Origin of the sequence: Nakamurella sp., from assembly GCF_048594475.1 — a bacterium.
Lineage (GTDB): Bacteria > Actinomycetota > Actinomycetes > Mycobacteriales > Nakamurellaceae > Nakamurella.
In genome coordinates this window covers 1-11,925 of record NZ_JBMDXT010000482.1, presented here as the reverse complement: position 1 = coordinate 11,925, position 11,925 = coordinate 1, and the positions used below count along the sequence as shown (strand labels likewise).

The 11,925-nt window shown below is 72.3% G+C and carries 22 protein-coding genes; 2 read left to right on the top strand and 20 right to left on the bottom strand.

Features of this window, described 5'->3' with window-relative positions; translation table 11 throughout:
• Window positions 1-4 precede the first annotated feature (4 nt).
• The 16 genes from ACOJUF_RS21660 to ACOJUF_RS21585 all read right to left on the bottom strand — a co-directional run bounded on the left by ACOJUF_RS21660 (window position 5) and on the right by ACOJUF_RS21585 (window position 7,905).
• Complete coding sequence (locus ACOJUF_RS21660; protein ID WP_420123882.1) at window positions 5-382, bottom strand: VVA0879 family protein; 378 nt, start codon at window positions 380-382, stop codon at window positions 5-7.
• Window positions 379-762 (bottom strand): hypothetical protein, encoded by a 384-nt coding sequence (locus ACOJUF_RS21655; RefSeq protein ID WP_420123881.1) that lies wholly within the window; start codon window positions 760-762, stop codon window positions 379-381. Before ACOJUF_RS21655 ends, ACOJUF_RS21660 begins: the two co-directional genes overlap by 4 nt.
• Window positions 759-953, bottom strand: a complete 195-nt coding sequence (locus tag ACOJUF_RS21650) for a hypothetical protein (RefSeq protein WP_420123880.1) — start codon at window positions 951-953, stop codon at window positions 759-761. Before ACOJUF_RS21650 ends, ACOJUF_RS21655 begins: the two co-directional genes overlap by 4 nt.
• Window positions 950-1,147 carry a hypothetical protein gene (locus ACOJUF_RS21645; protein WP_420123879.1) on the bottom strand — a complete coding sequence of 66 codons (198 nt, stop codon included), beginning with the start codon at window positions 1,145-1,147 and terminating at the stop codon, window positions 950-952. Before ACOJUF_RS21645 ends, ACOJUF_RS21650 begins: the two co-directional genes overlap by 4 nt.
• Window positions 1,147-1,371, bottom strand: coding sequence for a hypothetical protein (locus ACOJUF_RS21640; RefSeq protein ID WP_420123878.1), 225 nt, complete (start codon window positions 1,369-1,371; stop codon window positions 1,147-1,149). Before ACOJUF_RS21640 ends, ACOJUF_RS21645 begins: the two co-directional genes overlap by 1 nt.
• Window positions 1,371-1,688 (bottom strand): hypothetical protein, encoded by a 318-nt coding sequence (locus tag ACOJUF_RS21635; protein WP_420123877.1) that lies wholly within the window; start codon window positions 1,686-1,688, stop codon window positions 1,371-1,373. Before ACOJUF_RS21635 ends, ACOJUF_RS21640 begins: the two co-directional genes overlap by 1 nt.
• Window positions 1,681-3,450 (bottom strand): AAA family ATPase, encoded by a 1,770-nt coding sequence (locus tag ACOJUF_RS21630; protein ID WP_420123876.1) that lies wholly within the window; start codon window positions 3,448-3,450, stop codon window positions 1,681-1,683. Before ACOJUF_RS21630 ends, ACOJUF_RS21635 begins: the two co-directional genes overlap by 8 nt.
• Complete coding sequence (locus tag ACOJUF_RS21625) at window positions 3,450-4,772, bottom strand: hypothetical protein (RefSeq protein ID WP_420123875.1); 1,323 nt, start codon at window positions 4,770-4,772, stop codon at window positions 3,450-3,452. The genes ACOJUF_RS21630 and ACOJUF_RS21625 overlap by 1 nt, the downstream gene beginning before the upstream one ends.
• Window positions 4,769-5,092 (bottom strand): hypothetical protein, encoded by a 324-nt coding sequence (locus tag ACOJUF_RS21620; RefSeq protein ID WP_420123874.1) that lies wholly within the window; start codon window positions 5,090-5,092, stop codon window positions 4,769-4,771. Before ACOJUF_RS21620 ends, ACOJUF_RS21625 begins: the two co-directional genes overlap by 4 nt.
• Complete coding sequence (locus ACOJUF_RS21615; protein ID WP_420123873.1) at window positions 5,089-5,832, bottom strand: hypothetical protein; 744 nt, start codon at window positions 5,830-5,832, stop codon at window positions 5,089-5,091. The genes ACOJUF_RS21620 and ACOJUF_RS21615 overlap by 4 nt, the downstream gene beginning before the upstream one ends.
• Window positions 5,829-5,963 (bottom strand): hypothetical protein, encoded by a 135-nt coding sequence (locus tag ACOJUF_RS21610; RefSeq protein ID WP_420123872.1) that lies wholly within the window; start codon window positions 5,961-5,963, stop codon window positions 5,829-5,831. The genes ACOJUF_RS21615 and ACOJUF_RS21610 overlap by 4 nt, the downstream gene beginning before the upstream one ends.
• Window positions 5,963-6,181: a hypothetical protein gene (locus ACOJUF_RS21605; RefSeq protein ID WP_420123871.1), complete on the bottom strand. Its 219-nt coding sequence runs from the start codon at window positions 6,179-6,181 to the stop codon at window positions 5,963-5,965. The genes ACOJUF_RS21610 and ACOJUF_RS21605 overlap by 1 nt, the downstream gene beginning before the upstream one ends.
• Entirely contained in the window at window positions 6,181-6,591 is a 411-nt protein-coding gene (locus ACOJUF_RS21600) for a hypothetical protein (RefSeq protein ID WP_420123870.1), read from the bottom strand. Before ACOJUF_RS21600 ends, ACOJUF_RS21605 begins: the two co-directional genes overlap by 1 nt.
• Entirely contained in the window at window positions 6,588-7,355 is a 768-nt protein-coding gene (locus ACOJUF_RS21595; RefSeq protein WP_420123869.1) for a hypothetical protein, read from the bottom strand. Before ACOJUF_RS21595 ends, ACOJUF_RS21600 begins: the two co-directional genes overlap by 4 nt.
• Before the next feature lie 74 nt (window positions 7,356-7,429).
• Complete coding sequence (locus tag ACOJUF_RS21590) at window positions 7,430-7,702, bottom strand: hypothetical protein (RefSeq protein WP_420123868.1); 273 nt, start codon at window positions 7,700-7,702, stop codon at window positions 7,430-7,432.
• Entirely contained in the window at window positions 7,699-7,905 is a 207-nt protein-coding gene (locus ACOJUF_RS21585) for a helix-turn-helix domain-containing protein (protein ID WP_420123867.1), read from the bottom strand. Before ACOJUF_RS21585 ends, ACOJUF_RS21590 begins: the two co-directional genes overlap by 4 nt.
• Window positions 7,906-7,998: 93 nt before the next feature.
• On the opposite strand from ACOJUF_RS21585, the gene ACOJUF_RS21580 reads away from it, so the two are divergent.
• Complete coding sequence (locus ACOJUF_RS21580) at window positions 7,999-8,463, top strand: helix-turn-helix domain-containing protein (RefSeq protein WP_420123883.1); 465 nt, start codon at window positions 7,999-8,001, stop codon at window positions 8,461-8,463.
• Here ACOJUF_RS21580 and ACOJUF_RS21575 read toward each other — a convergent pair.
• The 4 genes from ACOJUF_RS21575 to ACOJUF_RS21560 all read right to left on the bottom strand — a co-directional run bounded on the left by ACOJUF_RS21575 (window position 8,454) and on the right by ACOJUF_RS21560 (window position 11,399).
• The gene (locus ACOJUF_RS21575) at window positions 8,454-9,734 is read right to left on the bottom strand and encodes a site-specific integrase (RefSeq protein ID WP_420123866.1); all 1,281 of its coding nucleotides are present in this window, start codon (window positions 9,732-9,734) and stop codon (window positions 8,454-8,456) included. The genes ACOJUF_RS21580 and ACOJUF_RS21575 overlap by 10 nt on opposite strands.
• A gap of 321 nt (window positions 9,735-10,055) precedes the next feature.
• A complete protein-coding gene (locus ACOJUF_RS21570; RefSeq protein ID WP_420123865.1) occupies window positions 10,056-10,289 on the bottom strand; it encodes a hypothetical protein in 234 nt (77 codons plus the stop codon).
• Window positions 10,290-10,693: 404 nt separating this feature from the next.
• Window positions 10,694-11,101 carry a GntR family transcriptional regulator gene (locus ACOJUF_RS21565; RefSeq protein WP_420123864.1) on the bottom strand — a complete coding sequence of 136 codons (408 nt, stop codon included), beginning with the start codon at window positions 11,099-11,101 and terminating at the stop codon, window positions 10,694-10,696.
• Window positions 11,102-11,156: 55 nt separating this feature from the next.
• Window positions 11,157-11,399, bottom strand: coding sequence for a winged helix-turn-helix domain-containing protein (locus tag ACOJUF_RS21560; protein ID WP_420123863.1), 243 nt, complete (start codon window positions 11,397-11,399; stop codon window positions 11,157-11,159).
• 213 nt (window positions 11,400-11,612) lie between these two features.
• Here ACOJUF_RS21560 and ACOJUF_RS21555 point away from each other — a divergent pair, with 213 nt between their 5' ends.
• Window positions 11,613-11,804 carry a hypothetical protein gene (locus tag ACOJUF_RS21555; protein ID WP_420123862.1) on the top strand — a complete coding sequence of 64 codons (192 nt, stop codon included), beginning with the start codon at window positions 11,613-11,615 and terminating at the stop codon, window positions 11,802-11,804.
• The last annotated feature ends 121 nt before the right edge of the window (window positions 11,805-11,925 follow it).

The following is an 11,925-nucleotide window of genomic DNA, read 5'->3' as shown; positions in this document are numbered from 1 at the left end:
GCGGTCAGGCGGCAGGGACCGGCGTCGCCTCGGCGAGAGGGAAGCCCCAGATCGAGCGCTCCGGCTTGCCGTCCTCGGCCGGCACGACGACCTCCCACGGGCCGGAGATCAGCCCGTAGGCCACCCAGCCGCAGCCCCTGGTGCTCGACGGCATCGGCTTCGTCACCGCCTCCCCGGTGAGCCTGGCCAGCTCCCGGCCGATGCACTGCTGCCCGGCCAGCCCCGGCGAACCACCGGCATCCTTGAAGTCCTGGAGGCTGGCGACGTCCCCGCAGCTCGGGCAGCGGAACGCCCACCGCATCGGGTCGGGGCCGAACCGCTCGCGGGCCTCGGCCATCAACTCGTCCTGGGTCAGCTTCCGATAGGCGGTCGTGGTGGTCATGCGGCTCGAATCTCCTCGGTTGTGGGGTTGGTGGTCGTGGCTCGCCGCGCCTGGTGGCGGCGGTAGTACTCGGCCCAGTAGCGGCGCCGGTCCTGCCGCCACGCCCGCACCTGCGGGACGTGACACCGGCGGCACAGGACGGTGGTGCGGCGCGAGTCCGCCCGCTTGTCGTCGGGGTAGCCGCACTGGCAGATCGGGGCGATGCCACCCCGCTCCAGGTAGGCGATGCCGGCGCGGATGACACCGGCCTCCCGTGCCGTCGTGTCGGCCGCGCAGGTGGCCAGGGCGGGACAGGCGCGGCAGATGGCGAGGGCGAGGCGGTTGCCGTCGTCGCCGAGGTCCCACCAGTCGGCGGGGCGGGTGGCGCACAGGCCGGTCACCGGTCGCCCTCGATCCGGGCGTCGGCTGCGGCGGCGATCGTGGCGCAGGCCGCGCAGTCGCGGTGACCGATCCGCACCGGCCGGCCCGTCATCAGCCCGACCAGCACCGACCCGCAGACGTGCGGGTACGGGCCGTCAACGGGCACGGGCCGGCCGAGCAGGATGCTCGCCCCGATCCACCGGCCGGTCACAGCTCATCCCCGATGCGGCGGAGGTGCTCGGCCTGGGCGGCGTCGACCTCGGCAGACACGGCCCGGGTGTGGACCGAGTTGCCCTTGGCTCGGCCGCAGATGCACGGCCGGCGGCCGAGCTGATCGGCGGGGATCGTGGCGGAGGCGGTGTACGGGTGCGGCCGGACGGTCGTCCGGCGGGTGCGGCGGGCCATCAGCGGCCACCCCCGTACACCTCGGTCGCCGTCTTGCGACCCTCCCGGACCACCGGCGGCAGGTGCCCGATGTGCCAGTGCCCGGCGACCAGGTCGCAGCGGTACTCGCGCATCCCCGCCACGTTGTGCAGTCGGCGGATCTCCGGCTTGGCCTGCTTGCGGCTGGAGAACAGGCGCTTACCGTGGTCGTCGCAGTACCCGATGTGGTCCGGCTGGCCGCCCATCACGCGCCCCCGTCCGGGTCGGCCGGCCAGTGCGCGTCGTCGGCGGTCGGCCGCCCGTAGCCGAGGGCCTCCAGCTCCGCCAGGGCCAGCGCGAGCAGGCCCAGACGGTGGTGACAGCGCATCGCGGCGATCTGCTCAACAGCCCACGGCCCCGCGCACGGCGCGGCGGCCGGCGGGCAGTCGTGGGCGTCCCGGTGGTCGCGGACGAGCTGCACCAGGTCCCGCAGTTCGGCCAGGTGCTGGTCGGCGGCGGCGGTGAGGGCCGGGTGGCCCCCGGGGGCCGGCGTACCGGCCCCCGGGGTGTGCTGCTCAGACACGGGGTGCCCCCGCCGGGACCGGGGCCGGCCACGAGTCGCGCAGGGACGGGGTGCACAGCCAGCAGCAGGCGCGGTGCTCGGCCGCCCGTGCGCGGTCCGGCTCGTCCGGGGTGGTGTCCACGGTCGGCATCGTCTCGGCGGTATCTAGATTTCTGACCAGATCGGCGAGCGGGTCCGGCGGGTCCGGCATGATCGCCGACGGCGGGTGGTGCTTCACCACCAGCGGAGCCGGCTCCTGCTCCTCCCGCGCCTCCCCGACCACGACGACCGGCACCCCGTGCGAGTGGACCCGGTCCACCCACGACACGTCCTCGTCGTCGAGCCGCTCCTGGGCCCGGGTCGCCGCGACGTACCCGAGCATCAGCTCGCCCTTGCGGAGCACCAGGGCTTTCCGGGGCGACGTCGCCGTCGGATACGGCACCGGGATGGGCTCGCGGAAGTCGTCCGCGATGCGCACCCGGGGCCACTGGAGGCCCTTGCTCTTGTGCCCGGTGGAGATGACCACCTCGGCGTCGTCGGCCCGCCGGGTGAGCTGGTCGACAGTGGCCGTGATCTTGTCGGGGCCGTACTCCTCGATCAGCTTCACGGCCGGGGCCAGGTCCCCGCCGTCATCCTCGGCCACGTACTGGAGCACCTCGTCCCACGACGAGAACGCGGCCAGCTCCGGGTGATCCGTCGGCTCGCCGTGGAACAGCCGGTCGGCCGCCTCGGCCAGGCGGCGGATCTCACCGCCGCCGCCGGTCAGGTGCACCCGATGGCCGGCCGCGAGGAAGTCCATCGTCTCCCGCATGGCGCCGGCGTTCGTCCGGCACAGCACCGCGTCGGGCTGGTCGATCGGCCCGACGGTCGAGTCGATCCACGGGGCACCGACGACCCGGGTTTCGGCGTTGAGCAGCGCCAGCCACCGGTTGGCCCGGTCGGCGATGCGCTGGCCGAAGCGGAACGACTGCGACAGGGTCAGCCGGACGTCGGCCGGCCAGGTCGCCAAGGCGTCGATCGACCCGCGCCAGGCGTACAACTGCTGGCAGGGGTCGCCGACCGCGACCAGCTGCGCGCCGCGCTGCCCGGTCAGCACCTGCGCCAGGACCGGGTTGGCGTCCTGAGCCTCGTCGAACAGGATGCAGTCGGCCGGAATGTACGGTGCGCCGAGCGCCCACACCTTCAGGTAGTGGTCGGGGACGTGGCGGAGCTTCCCGGACGGGTGGCGTAGGTCGGCCCAGGCCAGGTTGGCGATCGGGAGGATCACCTCGACGAGGGCCTTGCGGGCGTGGCCGGTGACGCCCTCGACGCGGGGCACGTGGCGGCCGGTGATCTCCGGGTCGGCGCTCTCACAGAAGCGGTTGACCGTGTCCAGCGCGGTCCGCGTGAGGGCGTTCGGCCGGAGCACCACCCCGCCGAGGTCGACCGGGGTGTTGAGCACACGGGTGGCCGGGATCGAGCCGCCCGCGTACATGATCTCCATGGCCTGGCGGGTCGTCATGCGGGGCGCGTCGAGGCGGTGCTTGAAGCGGTGGCCGACGTCCCGGTACGCCAGGGAGTGAGCGGTGCTGGCCTTGACGTTGCCGGGCATGGAGGTCTTCGCCTCCTCGGCGAGGGCCTTGTTGTAGGCGACGTAGACGCACCGCCGGTCGGGCGCGGCCTCGGCGGCCATGCGCAGGGTGCTGGTCTTGCCGGCCCCGGCGACCGCGACCAGGACCAGGGACTTCCGGGCGACGAACGCATCCACGGCGGCGGCCTGCTCGTCGGTGGGCTTGTGGCTCATCAGGCGGCCTGGCCTTCCTGGTCGGCGGGCGGGTTGGACTGCTCCACGGCCTTCTTGAGCCGCTCGATCGCGGCCTTCGCCTGGTCGACGCTGAGCCGGTTCTGGGTGTCGATCTCCCACCCGGCGACCTCGCTGAGGAACAGCAGTCGGGTGTCCCGGTCGTCGAGGCCGGCGTCACGGCACAGGGCGTGGATGTGCTTGTGCTGCGCCGGGGTGGCCGGGGCGGACGGGAAGAGCTGCTCCTTGCGGACGGCCCACCGGTCCCGGATGTAGTCCGACTCGGCGAGGCTGACCCGCTGCTCCGAGGTCGCCTCGCCGGCCGCCTTCCACACCCGGCGCAGCGCGGTCTCGTCGAACGCCTGGGCGAGGTCGTCGAGGATGCCGGTGGCGGCCGGCCCGATAGCGTCGGGCGCCGGGAGTTCGCCGACGGCGTATCCGCGGGGTGCGCCGGAGGTGGGCCGGTTGGCCGGCGGAGACGACACCGGGCGGGCCGGCTCGTCCTGACCAAGGTCCTCAGCGACCACCTGCGGCTGCACCAGGTCCCGCACGTGCGCCCCGGACGGGTCGCACCGCAGGATCTCGAAGACGACCTTCTCCAGCGTCAGGCCGGGGGCCGGGCGGGGCCGGTCGACGCCCGGCTGGATACCGGCGTGCACCGACCGGGCGCCCACCACCAGCGGCGGGTGATCCCGGGACACCCGGACCCACACCGTGGCGTCGAAGGCGAGGTTCTTCTGGCCCTCGACCTTGTACTCCTTGGAGCCCTCGATGGGCCGGCCGCCGCTGTCGAGTGCGGCCACCTCCTTGCCGCGGCCCGTGATGACCGCGATCCCGGGGAACGTCATCAGGTGGGTCATCAGCCGGCGGTGCCGAGAGTTGATGTCGTTCCACAGGTCCATCGAGATCTTCGGCTCCTCATCGGGGCCGAGCCGCTTGCCCTTCTTGGCCAGGCGGCGGCGGGCCTCGGCGTCCGCGATGGACTTGAGCAGGTCCCACTCGGCGGTCATCGAGTCGATGACCAGCACCACCGGCGGCTCGCCGGCGGTGGCGGCGCGCTGCGCCTCGGCCTTGATCGCTTCGACGGCGGCCAGGATCTGTCCGAAGCTGCCGTCGTGTTCGACGATGAGGTAGCGGGCGCCGGGCACCGCGCCGTACTCGTCGGCGGAGCCTTCCCCGAGGTCGATCCAGTAGGTCTGGCCGACGCGGGGGCTGGCGGACAGTTCGGCGCAGGCCCAGCTCTTGCCGCTCTTCTCCTGGCCCTCGATGAGGATCAGGGGCCACGGGACGCGGCCGGTGGGCTGGCGGGTACGCAGGGCGGTCACTTGCTGATCTCCTGGTGCTCGTCGGTGCGGGTGGTGTCGGCGGCGGGGTTCCACGGCGGGGGCGGCGGGGTCGACACGACCGGGATGACGGCGGTGTCGGCGGCTGCCGGCGGGGTGGTCCATGCGCCGGTGGTGGTGATGTCGCGGACCCGGAGCAGCCCGGTGGCGTCGGCGGGCCCGGCGTGGACCGGGTCGGCCGTGCGGGTGACGAGTTGCTGCGCGGCGGGGCTGAGCCGGTAGTCGGGGCCGACCGGCGCGGCGATCTGCCGGCGGCCGGCGGCGTCACGTGCGCCGCTCGGGTCGGGCCAATGCCGGCTCACCGGTCCGCCGCCTCGGCACGGGCGTTGGTGAGGGCGAGATCCATCAGCCGGTACTGCTCCACCGCCTGGTGCAGGGTGGCGAGCGCCGAGGCGTGAGCGGGGGCGCTGCTGTCGGCCTCCACCAGCTCGGCCCACGCCTCGACGGCGGCGATGACGGGCTTCTGGGCGAATGCCTGTTCGCGGAGTCGGTCGCGCTCGGCGGCCAGCTCCGCGACCCGGCCCTTGAGCCAGTCGACGGTGCCGGCCGAGACCACCTCGTCGTGGTGCCGGGTGGCGAGGACCGCGAGCACGTCGCGGGACGCCTCCTGCGCCGGGTTGCCGAGGACCCGGACGACCCACTCGACGAGCGCCCGGTCGCGGCTGTCGTCGTCCGGGTACATGGCCATCTCGTGCTGCTCGAAGTCGTGGTAGTCGGCGGCGGCCTTCGCGCACCAGCCGGCCAGGTCGATGTCGCCGACGACGGCCGGGGTGGCGGGGGGCTGCTGGGCGCGGAGCCGCTCCACTTCGGCGCGGGCCTGGGCCAGTCGGATGGTGGCGAACGCGGCCCAGCTGGCCAGTGACCAGTCGCTGGCCAGGCTGGCCTGAAGGTCGCGGGTCAGCTCGAAGCCGTAGACGGCCTCACCGCGCTCGGCGAGCCGGCGGGTGGTTTCCGGATCGGCGGCGAGGGCGTCGACGTCGGACAGGGCGTCCACGGCGGCCTGGTCGAGCTGGGCGATGTCGCGGGGCGTCAGGTCGGTCATGCTGCTGCTCCCATCAGGAAGAGGAGGAAGGTCCACACCACGTCGGCCACCAGGTAGACCAGCGCCCAGAGGGCCAGGCAGACGGCGACGATTCCGGCGAGGGCGGCGAAGGTGCGCAGGTCGTCGGCCATCAGGCGGCCCGCCTGCTGCCGCCGACCCGGGACCGCCCCCGCTTGACGGGCACGGCCGGCTCGGTCAGGCCGAGGATCTCGGCGATGTCGTCCAGGCCCCGGTCCAGCAGGTAGCGGCGGGCGTCGGCTTCCCGCTGCTCCCGGTGGATGCGGTCCTGCTCGGCGGCGGACACCCGGGCGGTGTGCATGCCCGCGTCGAGGCGGTCGAGGCTGGACATCACGCCACCGCCCGCAGGTGCGTGGGCCGGTCGTACTGCGCCAGGTCCGCCCGCTCCTGCGCCGTCATGCCGGCGATCAGCTCGGCGATGCGGGCCTGCGCGGTGGCGGCCTGGTCGCGGAGGCTGAGCACCATCGCGACCAGGTCGCCCGTCAGGCCCAGGTCGGCCAGGGTGGGCGGGGCGTACCCGTCCAGCGCCGGGTCGGTGGCGATCGGGAAGGCGTCGACGAGGGCGAACGGGGTCGCCGGGGTCGGGGTGGTCGGGGTGGTCGGGGTGGCCGTCGAGGCGGCGGCCGGCCACACCGGGGCCGGTGCGACGTCCGGGCCGGGCCGGCCCGACGTGCCGGGGATCGGGCCCAGCGGCGGCACCGGGGGCAGGTCCGGCTGCGGGGTCGGGTCCGGGGCGGTCACCGGGCACCCCCGGGCAGGTTCCCACAGCCGCAGACCCGTCCGCTCGGCCGGGCCACGCAGCCCGCGCCGATCAGGTGCTCGGCCTCGTGCCGGCAGACGGGGCAGCGGTTGGGGTCGACGGTCTCGGTCTTCGCGACACCGAGCCGGGCGAGCAGTTCGGCGTTCTCCGCGCGGAGCCGCTCCAGCTCGCCGGGCTCGCCCGGCAGGTACGTGTCGGCCTCCACCCGCAGCGTGCCGATCCTGGTCCGCACCTGGTGGACCCGGCTCCCCGAGGTGAGGTTCACGGTTTCGGCGGTCAGCCGGCCGCCCGCGAAGGCCTCGGCGAGGCGTTCGCCCAGGGCGACGGCGGTGAGGTCGGTGTTGTCGGTGCGCGTGACCGTGATGTCCAGCACGACCCGGGCCGGCTGGCGACTGGTGCCGGCGAGGGTGGCGATCCGGTCGGCGGCGGCGTGCACGTCGGCGGCGAGCGACACCCAGTAGTCCGGCTGGCCGACGCCGGGGCCGGTGATGTCCGCCCCGCCGAACTCGCCGTCGCCGTCGTCGTTGATCGTCGCCCGCCCGGACGGCAGGTCGACGTCCACGCGGATGTAGTAGTAGCCGGCGGCCTCGACGTGCTCGCGGATGGCCTCCGCCAGGTCCTGCACCGAGCAGGGGGCGGCGACCGTCAGCGGGGCCAGCTCGGACGCGAGCGTGTCGAAGGTGACGGTGTAGTGCTCCGGCTCGGCCGGCGGGGTGGTCGTGTCGGGTAGGGTCTGAGGCTGCATCGGGACTCCTTGCTGATGGGTTGATGTCCTGGTGGAGCCCTCGCGCCGTGCCAGCGGCCGGGGGCTCGTCCGTGTCAGGCGGCGGGGCGGCGGTGCCGGCGACCGCGCCGCTCGGCGGTCGCGGCCAGGTCCTGCTCTCGCCGGCTCGTCGTGGCGCTCTTGACCGTGGCTCCCTGGAGCAGGCTCAGAACCTGCTCGTCGGTCAGGTACCGCTTCTTGCCGATCTTGATGTGGGTGAAGCTCTTCGCTCGTGCCCGCCGCTGGAGGCCGATCAGCGACAGCCGGTACTGCTGCGCGACCTCCTCTAGCAGGTGCAGCCGGGGCAGGGCTGGGGGCGCGTGGGTCATCGCGTCTCCTTCGCGGTGACGGTGTGGGCCTCGATGTAGGCGTTGAGGCTGCGGAGAGAGACGCGAACCGATCCGTTCGGCCCGTCGCCCTTGATCGCCTCCAGCGCGCCGGCCTCGATGTACCGGCCGACAGACCACCGGGAGACCCGGAGGATGTCCGCGACCTCCTGGACAGTCAGGAAGCGATCCGTCTGCTCCGCCACCAGCAACCACCTTGCATCGAGTCGTAGCGTATCCGTGCGTTAACAGACGCTAGACGACGAACGCATACGATGCAAGACGCTACAACGGTGGACATGGTGATGCCGCCTGACCTGCGACAGGCGGGGCGGGGCTATGTCCGGATCGTTCTCCCGTGCTACAACATGCACGTGACTCAGGGGCCTGAACGGGGTGTCGCGTACGACTTTTGGTGGCGCGTGCGCACCGAGCTGGACGCCCGAGGGTGGACGGAAGACGAGCTACGCAGCCGAACCGGCGTAGCCCGCACGACGGTCGATCGCCTCCAGGTCGGCAAGCGACCCCCCACCGCCCGGGTCGTCAACGCCCTCGCCGAGGCCCTCGAAATCGACCTGACCGAGGCGCACCGCCTCGCCGGCCGCACGCCCGCCCCGCCATCACCAGGCGGCGAGAACCAGAGCCCCCAGCTCAGCGCCCGAGAGGCGATCCTGCGGGACCGGATCTACACAGACCAGCAGAAGAAGGCGATGCTGGAACTGCTCGACATCTTCGACCAGGCCAACCGCCGCCGTCAGGACTGACGGCCTGCCCGTCGTGCATCTGCAACCGCGTCCACCGCAGCGTCGATCGCATGCGGCATCAGGTCCCCGTAGATCTCGCTCGTCGTCGCGAGCTGCTGATGCCCGAGTAGACGACTGATCGCCAGAGGAGTCATCCGAGGGTCGCTGAAGAGCCAGGCGGCGTACGTGTGCCTCAGGTCGTGCCAGGACGGTGCAGAGTGCAGTACGTCTGGGCAGCCGCAGTCCGACACCGCACCGACCCGGGGGCCGTAGTGCGCGCTGCACCGGGTGGTGTTGTCGACCACGCGGGCGCCGCACGGCTCACCCGCCCAGGTGGTCCCGCCGTAGTCCCGACAGCGGCCCCGCGCTCCCTCCAGGCGCTCACCCTCGCCCGTCGGGGGATGTAGCGCGCAGAGGCGAGCACGCAGCAGGGCAGGCTTCCACACCCGGTCGTACATCCGGTCGTAGTTCAGCGCCTGGCCCTCGTCGTCGCGGAAGACGAGGACGTCGTCCGGCTGCCCGTCGACGAGCTTGGCCAGCGTGACGTGCAGGTCGGCGCCGATCGGGAGTACCCGCTTGGCGCGGCCCTTGGTGGTGCCGAGATACCGTTTCCCGCCGGCTTCCTTCCATGCCCGCCAGACCTGCACCCGCGGCCCCGAGCTGGCCGTCGCGGGCACCAGGTGCTTCGCGGACAGCGCGGTCACCTCCGACCACCGCATGCCCGTCTCGACGATGCAGTCCAGCAGCGGATGCCACCGCTTCGGGAACTGCGCTCGAAGGAGTTCGAAGTCGCGGGGTGTGAGGTAGACGGCGTGGTGCTCGCCGGTGTCGTCGTCGGCCCGCTGGTCCCGGACGAAGTCCGTGCCGTGGCAGGGATTCACGCTGATATGCCCGTGGCGGACGGCGGCGGTCAGTGCGGTGTGCAGCAGCGAGTAGTAGCGCGTCACTGTCTTCTGGCTCATCGTTCCGCGCAGCTCGTTCAGCCAGGTGCCGATGGCGACGGGCGTGAGCTGCGACAGGGGAGTGTCACCGAAAGCCGGGTATATTCTGTCGCGGAGCTGCTGCTCGTATCTCTCCCGCGTTCCGGGCGATATTCGTGTTTTCGATGGCAGCCATTCCTCGCACCATTCCCGCAGCTTCGGAGAATCGTCTTCGGGGGAATCGGCATCCCCCGTGTCTACGCCCATGTCGGTGTAGACACGGTCGGCGGTGATGCGTCCCCGGTGGCCTTCGACGATCGCCTTGGCCTCGTTGGCGTACTCCTCAGCGGGCCAGGTGGTGTACTGCTTCACGCCGCTGTTCCGCCAGACGACCCGCCAGGAGTCCCCTCGTCGTTCGATGCTCGCCACGGGGACAGATCATTGTCCCCATGGGGACACGGATCAAGCTTTGCAGGGTATTTGGAGTCCTCTAAGGTCACGGAACGCACAACGTGAAACCGGACAATCCCTATCACCGCAGCTCACGCTGGGGTTCGCCGACCGGCTCATAATCCCTCGGTCGCGGGTTCGAACCCCGCCCGCCCCACCCACGTTGAGCAGCCAGAACGGCCCCCCGGAGATCATCCGGAGGGCCGTTGCTCGCTGTGTGGGGACACTTTGGGGACAGAGTGGTCAGCGGTCCCGGTTGTCGAGCACGGCCGCGAGCCGGTCGACGGTCTCCCGCACGCCGGCGACGTGGCCACGGGACAGGAGGCCGATCTGGAGCAGCGCGATGCCCAGGGTGGCCATCGCGATCAGCTCGGGGGTCACGGTCGGGGTGATGACGGCGTAAATGGTCATCGAGGCGAGCAGCAGTACGGCCAGGGTGATGGTGGCGGTGACGGCGGTGGTGCCGAGACGGTGCATGTCAGCTCCGATCGATGGGACGGCGAGAGGTGATCGGAGGTCGGTCGAGGGTCCGGCCTCCCGGTAGGCGGCGGGGCGGTCACCTCCTAGCGCTGATCCGGTGACTGGGACCGCGTTGGGGGATCGATGCAGGTCGACTGGCTGGGATCGAACCACTGTACGAGATCACGCGCTCGCAGGTGGGACGTATCTGCTGTCCGGGGGGTCAGCGACCAGAGGCCATGCACGGGGCGTGTGGGGACAGCGGGCGGCCCGTAGTTGCGCATAGGCAATTACCTATGGCGTTCCGGGCACATCACGCATGTCGGGCGCAGATATGTCAGATCCGCGACGGCACGATGCGCCCATCGTGACCAGACGGGGCGGGTCGGACACTCGTCCCAAGATCGCCAATCATGGGAGCGCTACCGGGATCGCAACGTCACCCGGTCCGCCGGGTACACGCCGCGCACCCGCCCGCCCAGCGTGACCACCTGCACCGGCACCCCCTCCGGGATGTCCAGGTCGCGACGCTCCGCCGGAGTGGGCATCCGGGCGTCGATCAGTGCGCCGCGTGGCACCGAGACGATCTCCCGCTCGGCCTGAACGCGTACGCGGATACCGACCCCGCGTTCGACGTCGATCACGCCCTCGGCGCGCAGCGCGGCGACCGCCGCCTGGACCGTTGCCTTGCCCACCCCGTAGTCGTACCCGATCCGGGCCTGCGCTGGCAGCAGCCCACCCGCCGGCCATTCCCCGGCCGCGATCCGGGCCCGCAGGGCAGCGGCCAGCTGGCGGTGCAGCGGCACGCCGGAGTGCGGGTCGAGGCTCACCAGGCGGACGGTAGGGACAGCCGACCGGACCACCGGTTCGCCGGTTAACCGGTGATCAGGTGATGTTCTGGCCGCTGCCTGTTCGCTGGCGGACGTACATCCCCTTGCCCTGCCACGTCTCGATCAGGCCCATCTCCTCAAGGAGCCGCATCGCCGTCTTCACGGGCGTGTTGCTGGCCTGGTACTGCTCGCACAGGGCCGCGATGGTGGGGAGGCGGTCGCCGGGCTTGAGCTGTCCGGTCTCGATCGCCGTGCGGATGTCGTTGATGATCTCCCGGTAGACGGGTGTTCTGGGCATAGTGGCTCCGGTCTCGTTGGCACCATCGAGCCTGCCACCAGCGGTGACACTGTGTGTGTCCTGGGTTGACTAGGAGCACTTGGAGTCCTACGTTCGAGCGGTCGCCCGGTTTCGTTGGCACGGATCGTGTGGCATCTGGTCCGGGCGGGGTCGGTGTCCCCGTGCCGTCCCCGCCCGGCCCTCCCTCGCCGCACCACCGGCTGGAGGTATCCCGTGGACGAGCGCCCCCACGACGGCCCGCCGCACCTGGCCCGGTCGGTGCCGGGCGGTCGGCCGCCCACCCCGGACGGGGATCGCATCCCCCAGCCGCCGCCGACGGCCGCCCCCGCCCGCTGGCCCGGCTGGGTGATCGCCGTCGTCGTCCTGGTGCTGATGGCCGCCGGCATCGCCGGTCGGCTCCGGTGACCGGCACCGGCCCGACCGACGAGCAGATCGCCGGCTGGTGGCGGACCCTCGACGAGCACCGGCAGCGCGGCGGCCTGTGCCCGGTCTGCCGGACGCCACGCACGTGCTGGGTGCGCTCGGA

Bases quoted from the DNA above. Each gene is read 5' to 3' on its own strand.
- ACOJUF_RS21610 (WP_420123872.1), bottom strand. From the start codon at position 5,963: ATGGCCGACGACCTGCGCACCTTCGCCGCCCTCGCCGGAATCGTCGCC.
- ACOJUF_RS21630 (WP_420123876.1), bottom strand. From the start codon at position 3,450: ATGAGCCACAAGCCCACCGACGAGCAGGCCGCCGCCGTGGATGCGTTC.
- ACOJUF_RS21605 (WP_420123871.1), bottom strand. From the start codon at position 6,181: ATGTCCAGCCTCGACCGCCTCGACGCGGGCATGCACACCGCCCGGGTG.
- ACOJUF_RS21580 (WP_420123883.1), top strand. From the start codon at position 7,999: ATGGTGATGCCGCCTGACCTGCGACAGGCGGGGCGGGGCTATGTCCGG.
- ACOJUF_RS21570 (WP_420123865.1), bottom strand. From the start codon at position 10,289: ATGCACCGTCTCGGCACCACCGCCGTCACCGCCACCATCACCCTGGCC.
- ACOJUF_RS21560 (WP_420123863.1), bottom strand. From the start codon at position 11,399: ATGCCCAGAACACCCGTCTACCGGGAGATCATCAACGACATCCGCACG.
- ACOJUF_RS21615 (WP_420123873.1), bottom strand. From the start codon at position 5,832: ATGACCGACCTGACGCCCCGCGACATCGCCCAGCTCGACCAGGCCGCC.
- ACOJUF_RS21640 (WP_420123878.1), bottom strand. From the start codon at position 1,371: ATGGGCGGCCAGCCGGACCACATCGGGTACTGCGACGACCACGGTAAG.
- ACOJUF_RS21590 (WP_420123868.1), bottom strand. From the start codon at position 7,702: ATGACCCACGCGCCCCCAGCCCTGCCCCGGCTGCACCTGCTAGAGGAG.
- ACOJUF_RS21595 (WP_420123869.1), bottom strand. From the start codon at position 7,355: ATGCAGCCTCAGACCCTACCCGACACGACCACCCCGCCGGCCGAGCCG.
- ACOJUF_RS21645 (WP_420123879.1), bottom strand. From the start codon at position 1,147: ATGGCCCGCCGCACCCGCCGGACGACCGTCCGGCCGCACCCGTACACC.
- ACOJUF_RS21660 (WP_420123882.1), bottom strand. From the start codon at position 382: ATGACCACCACGACCGCCTATCGGAAGCTGACCCAGGACGAGTTGATG.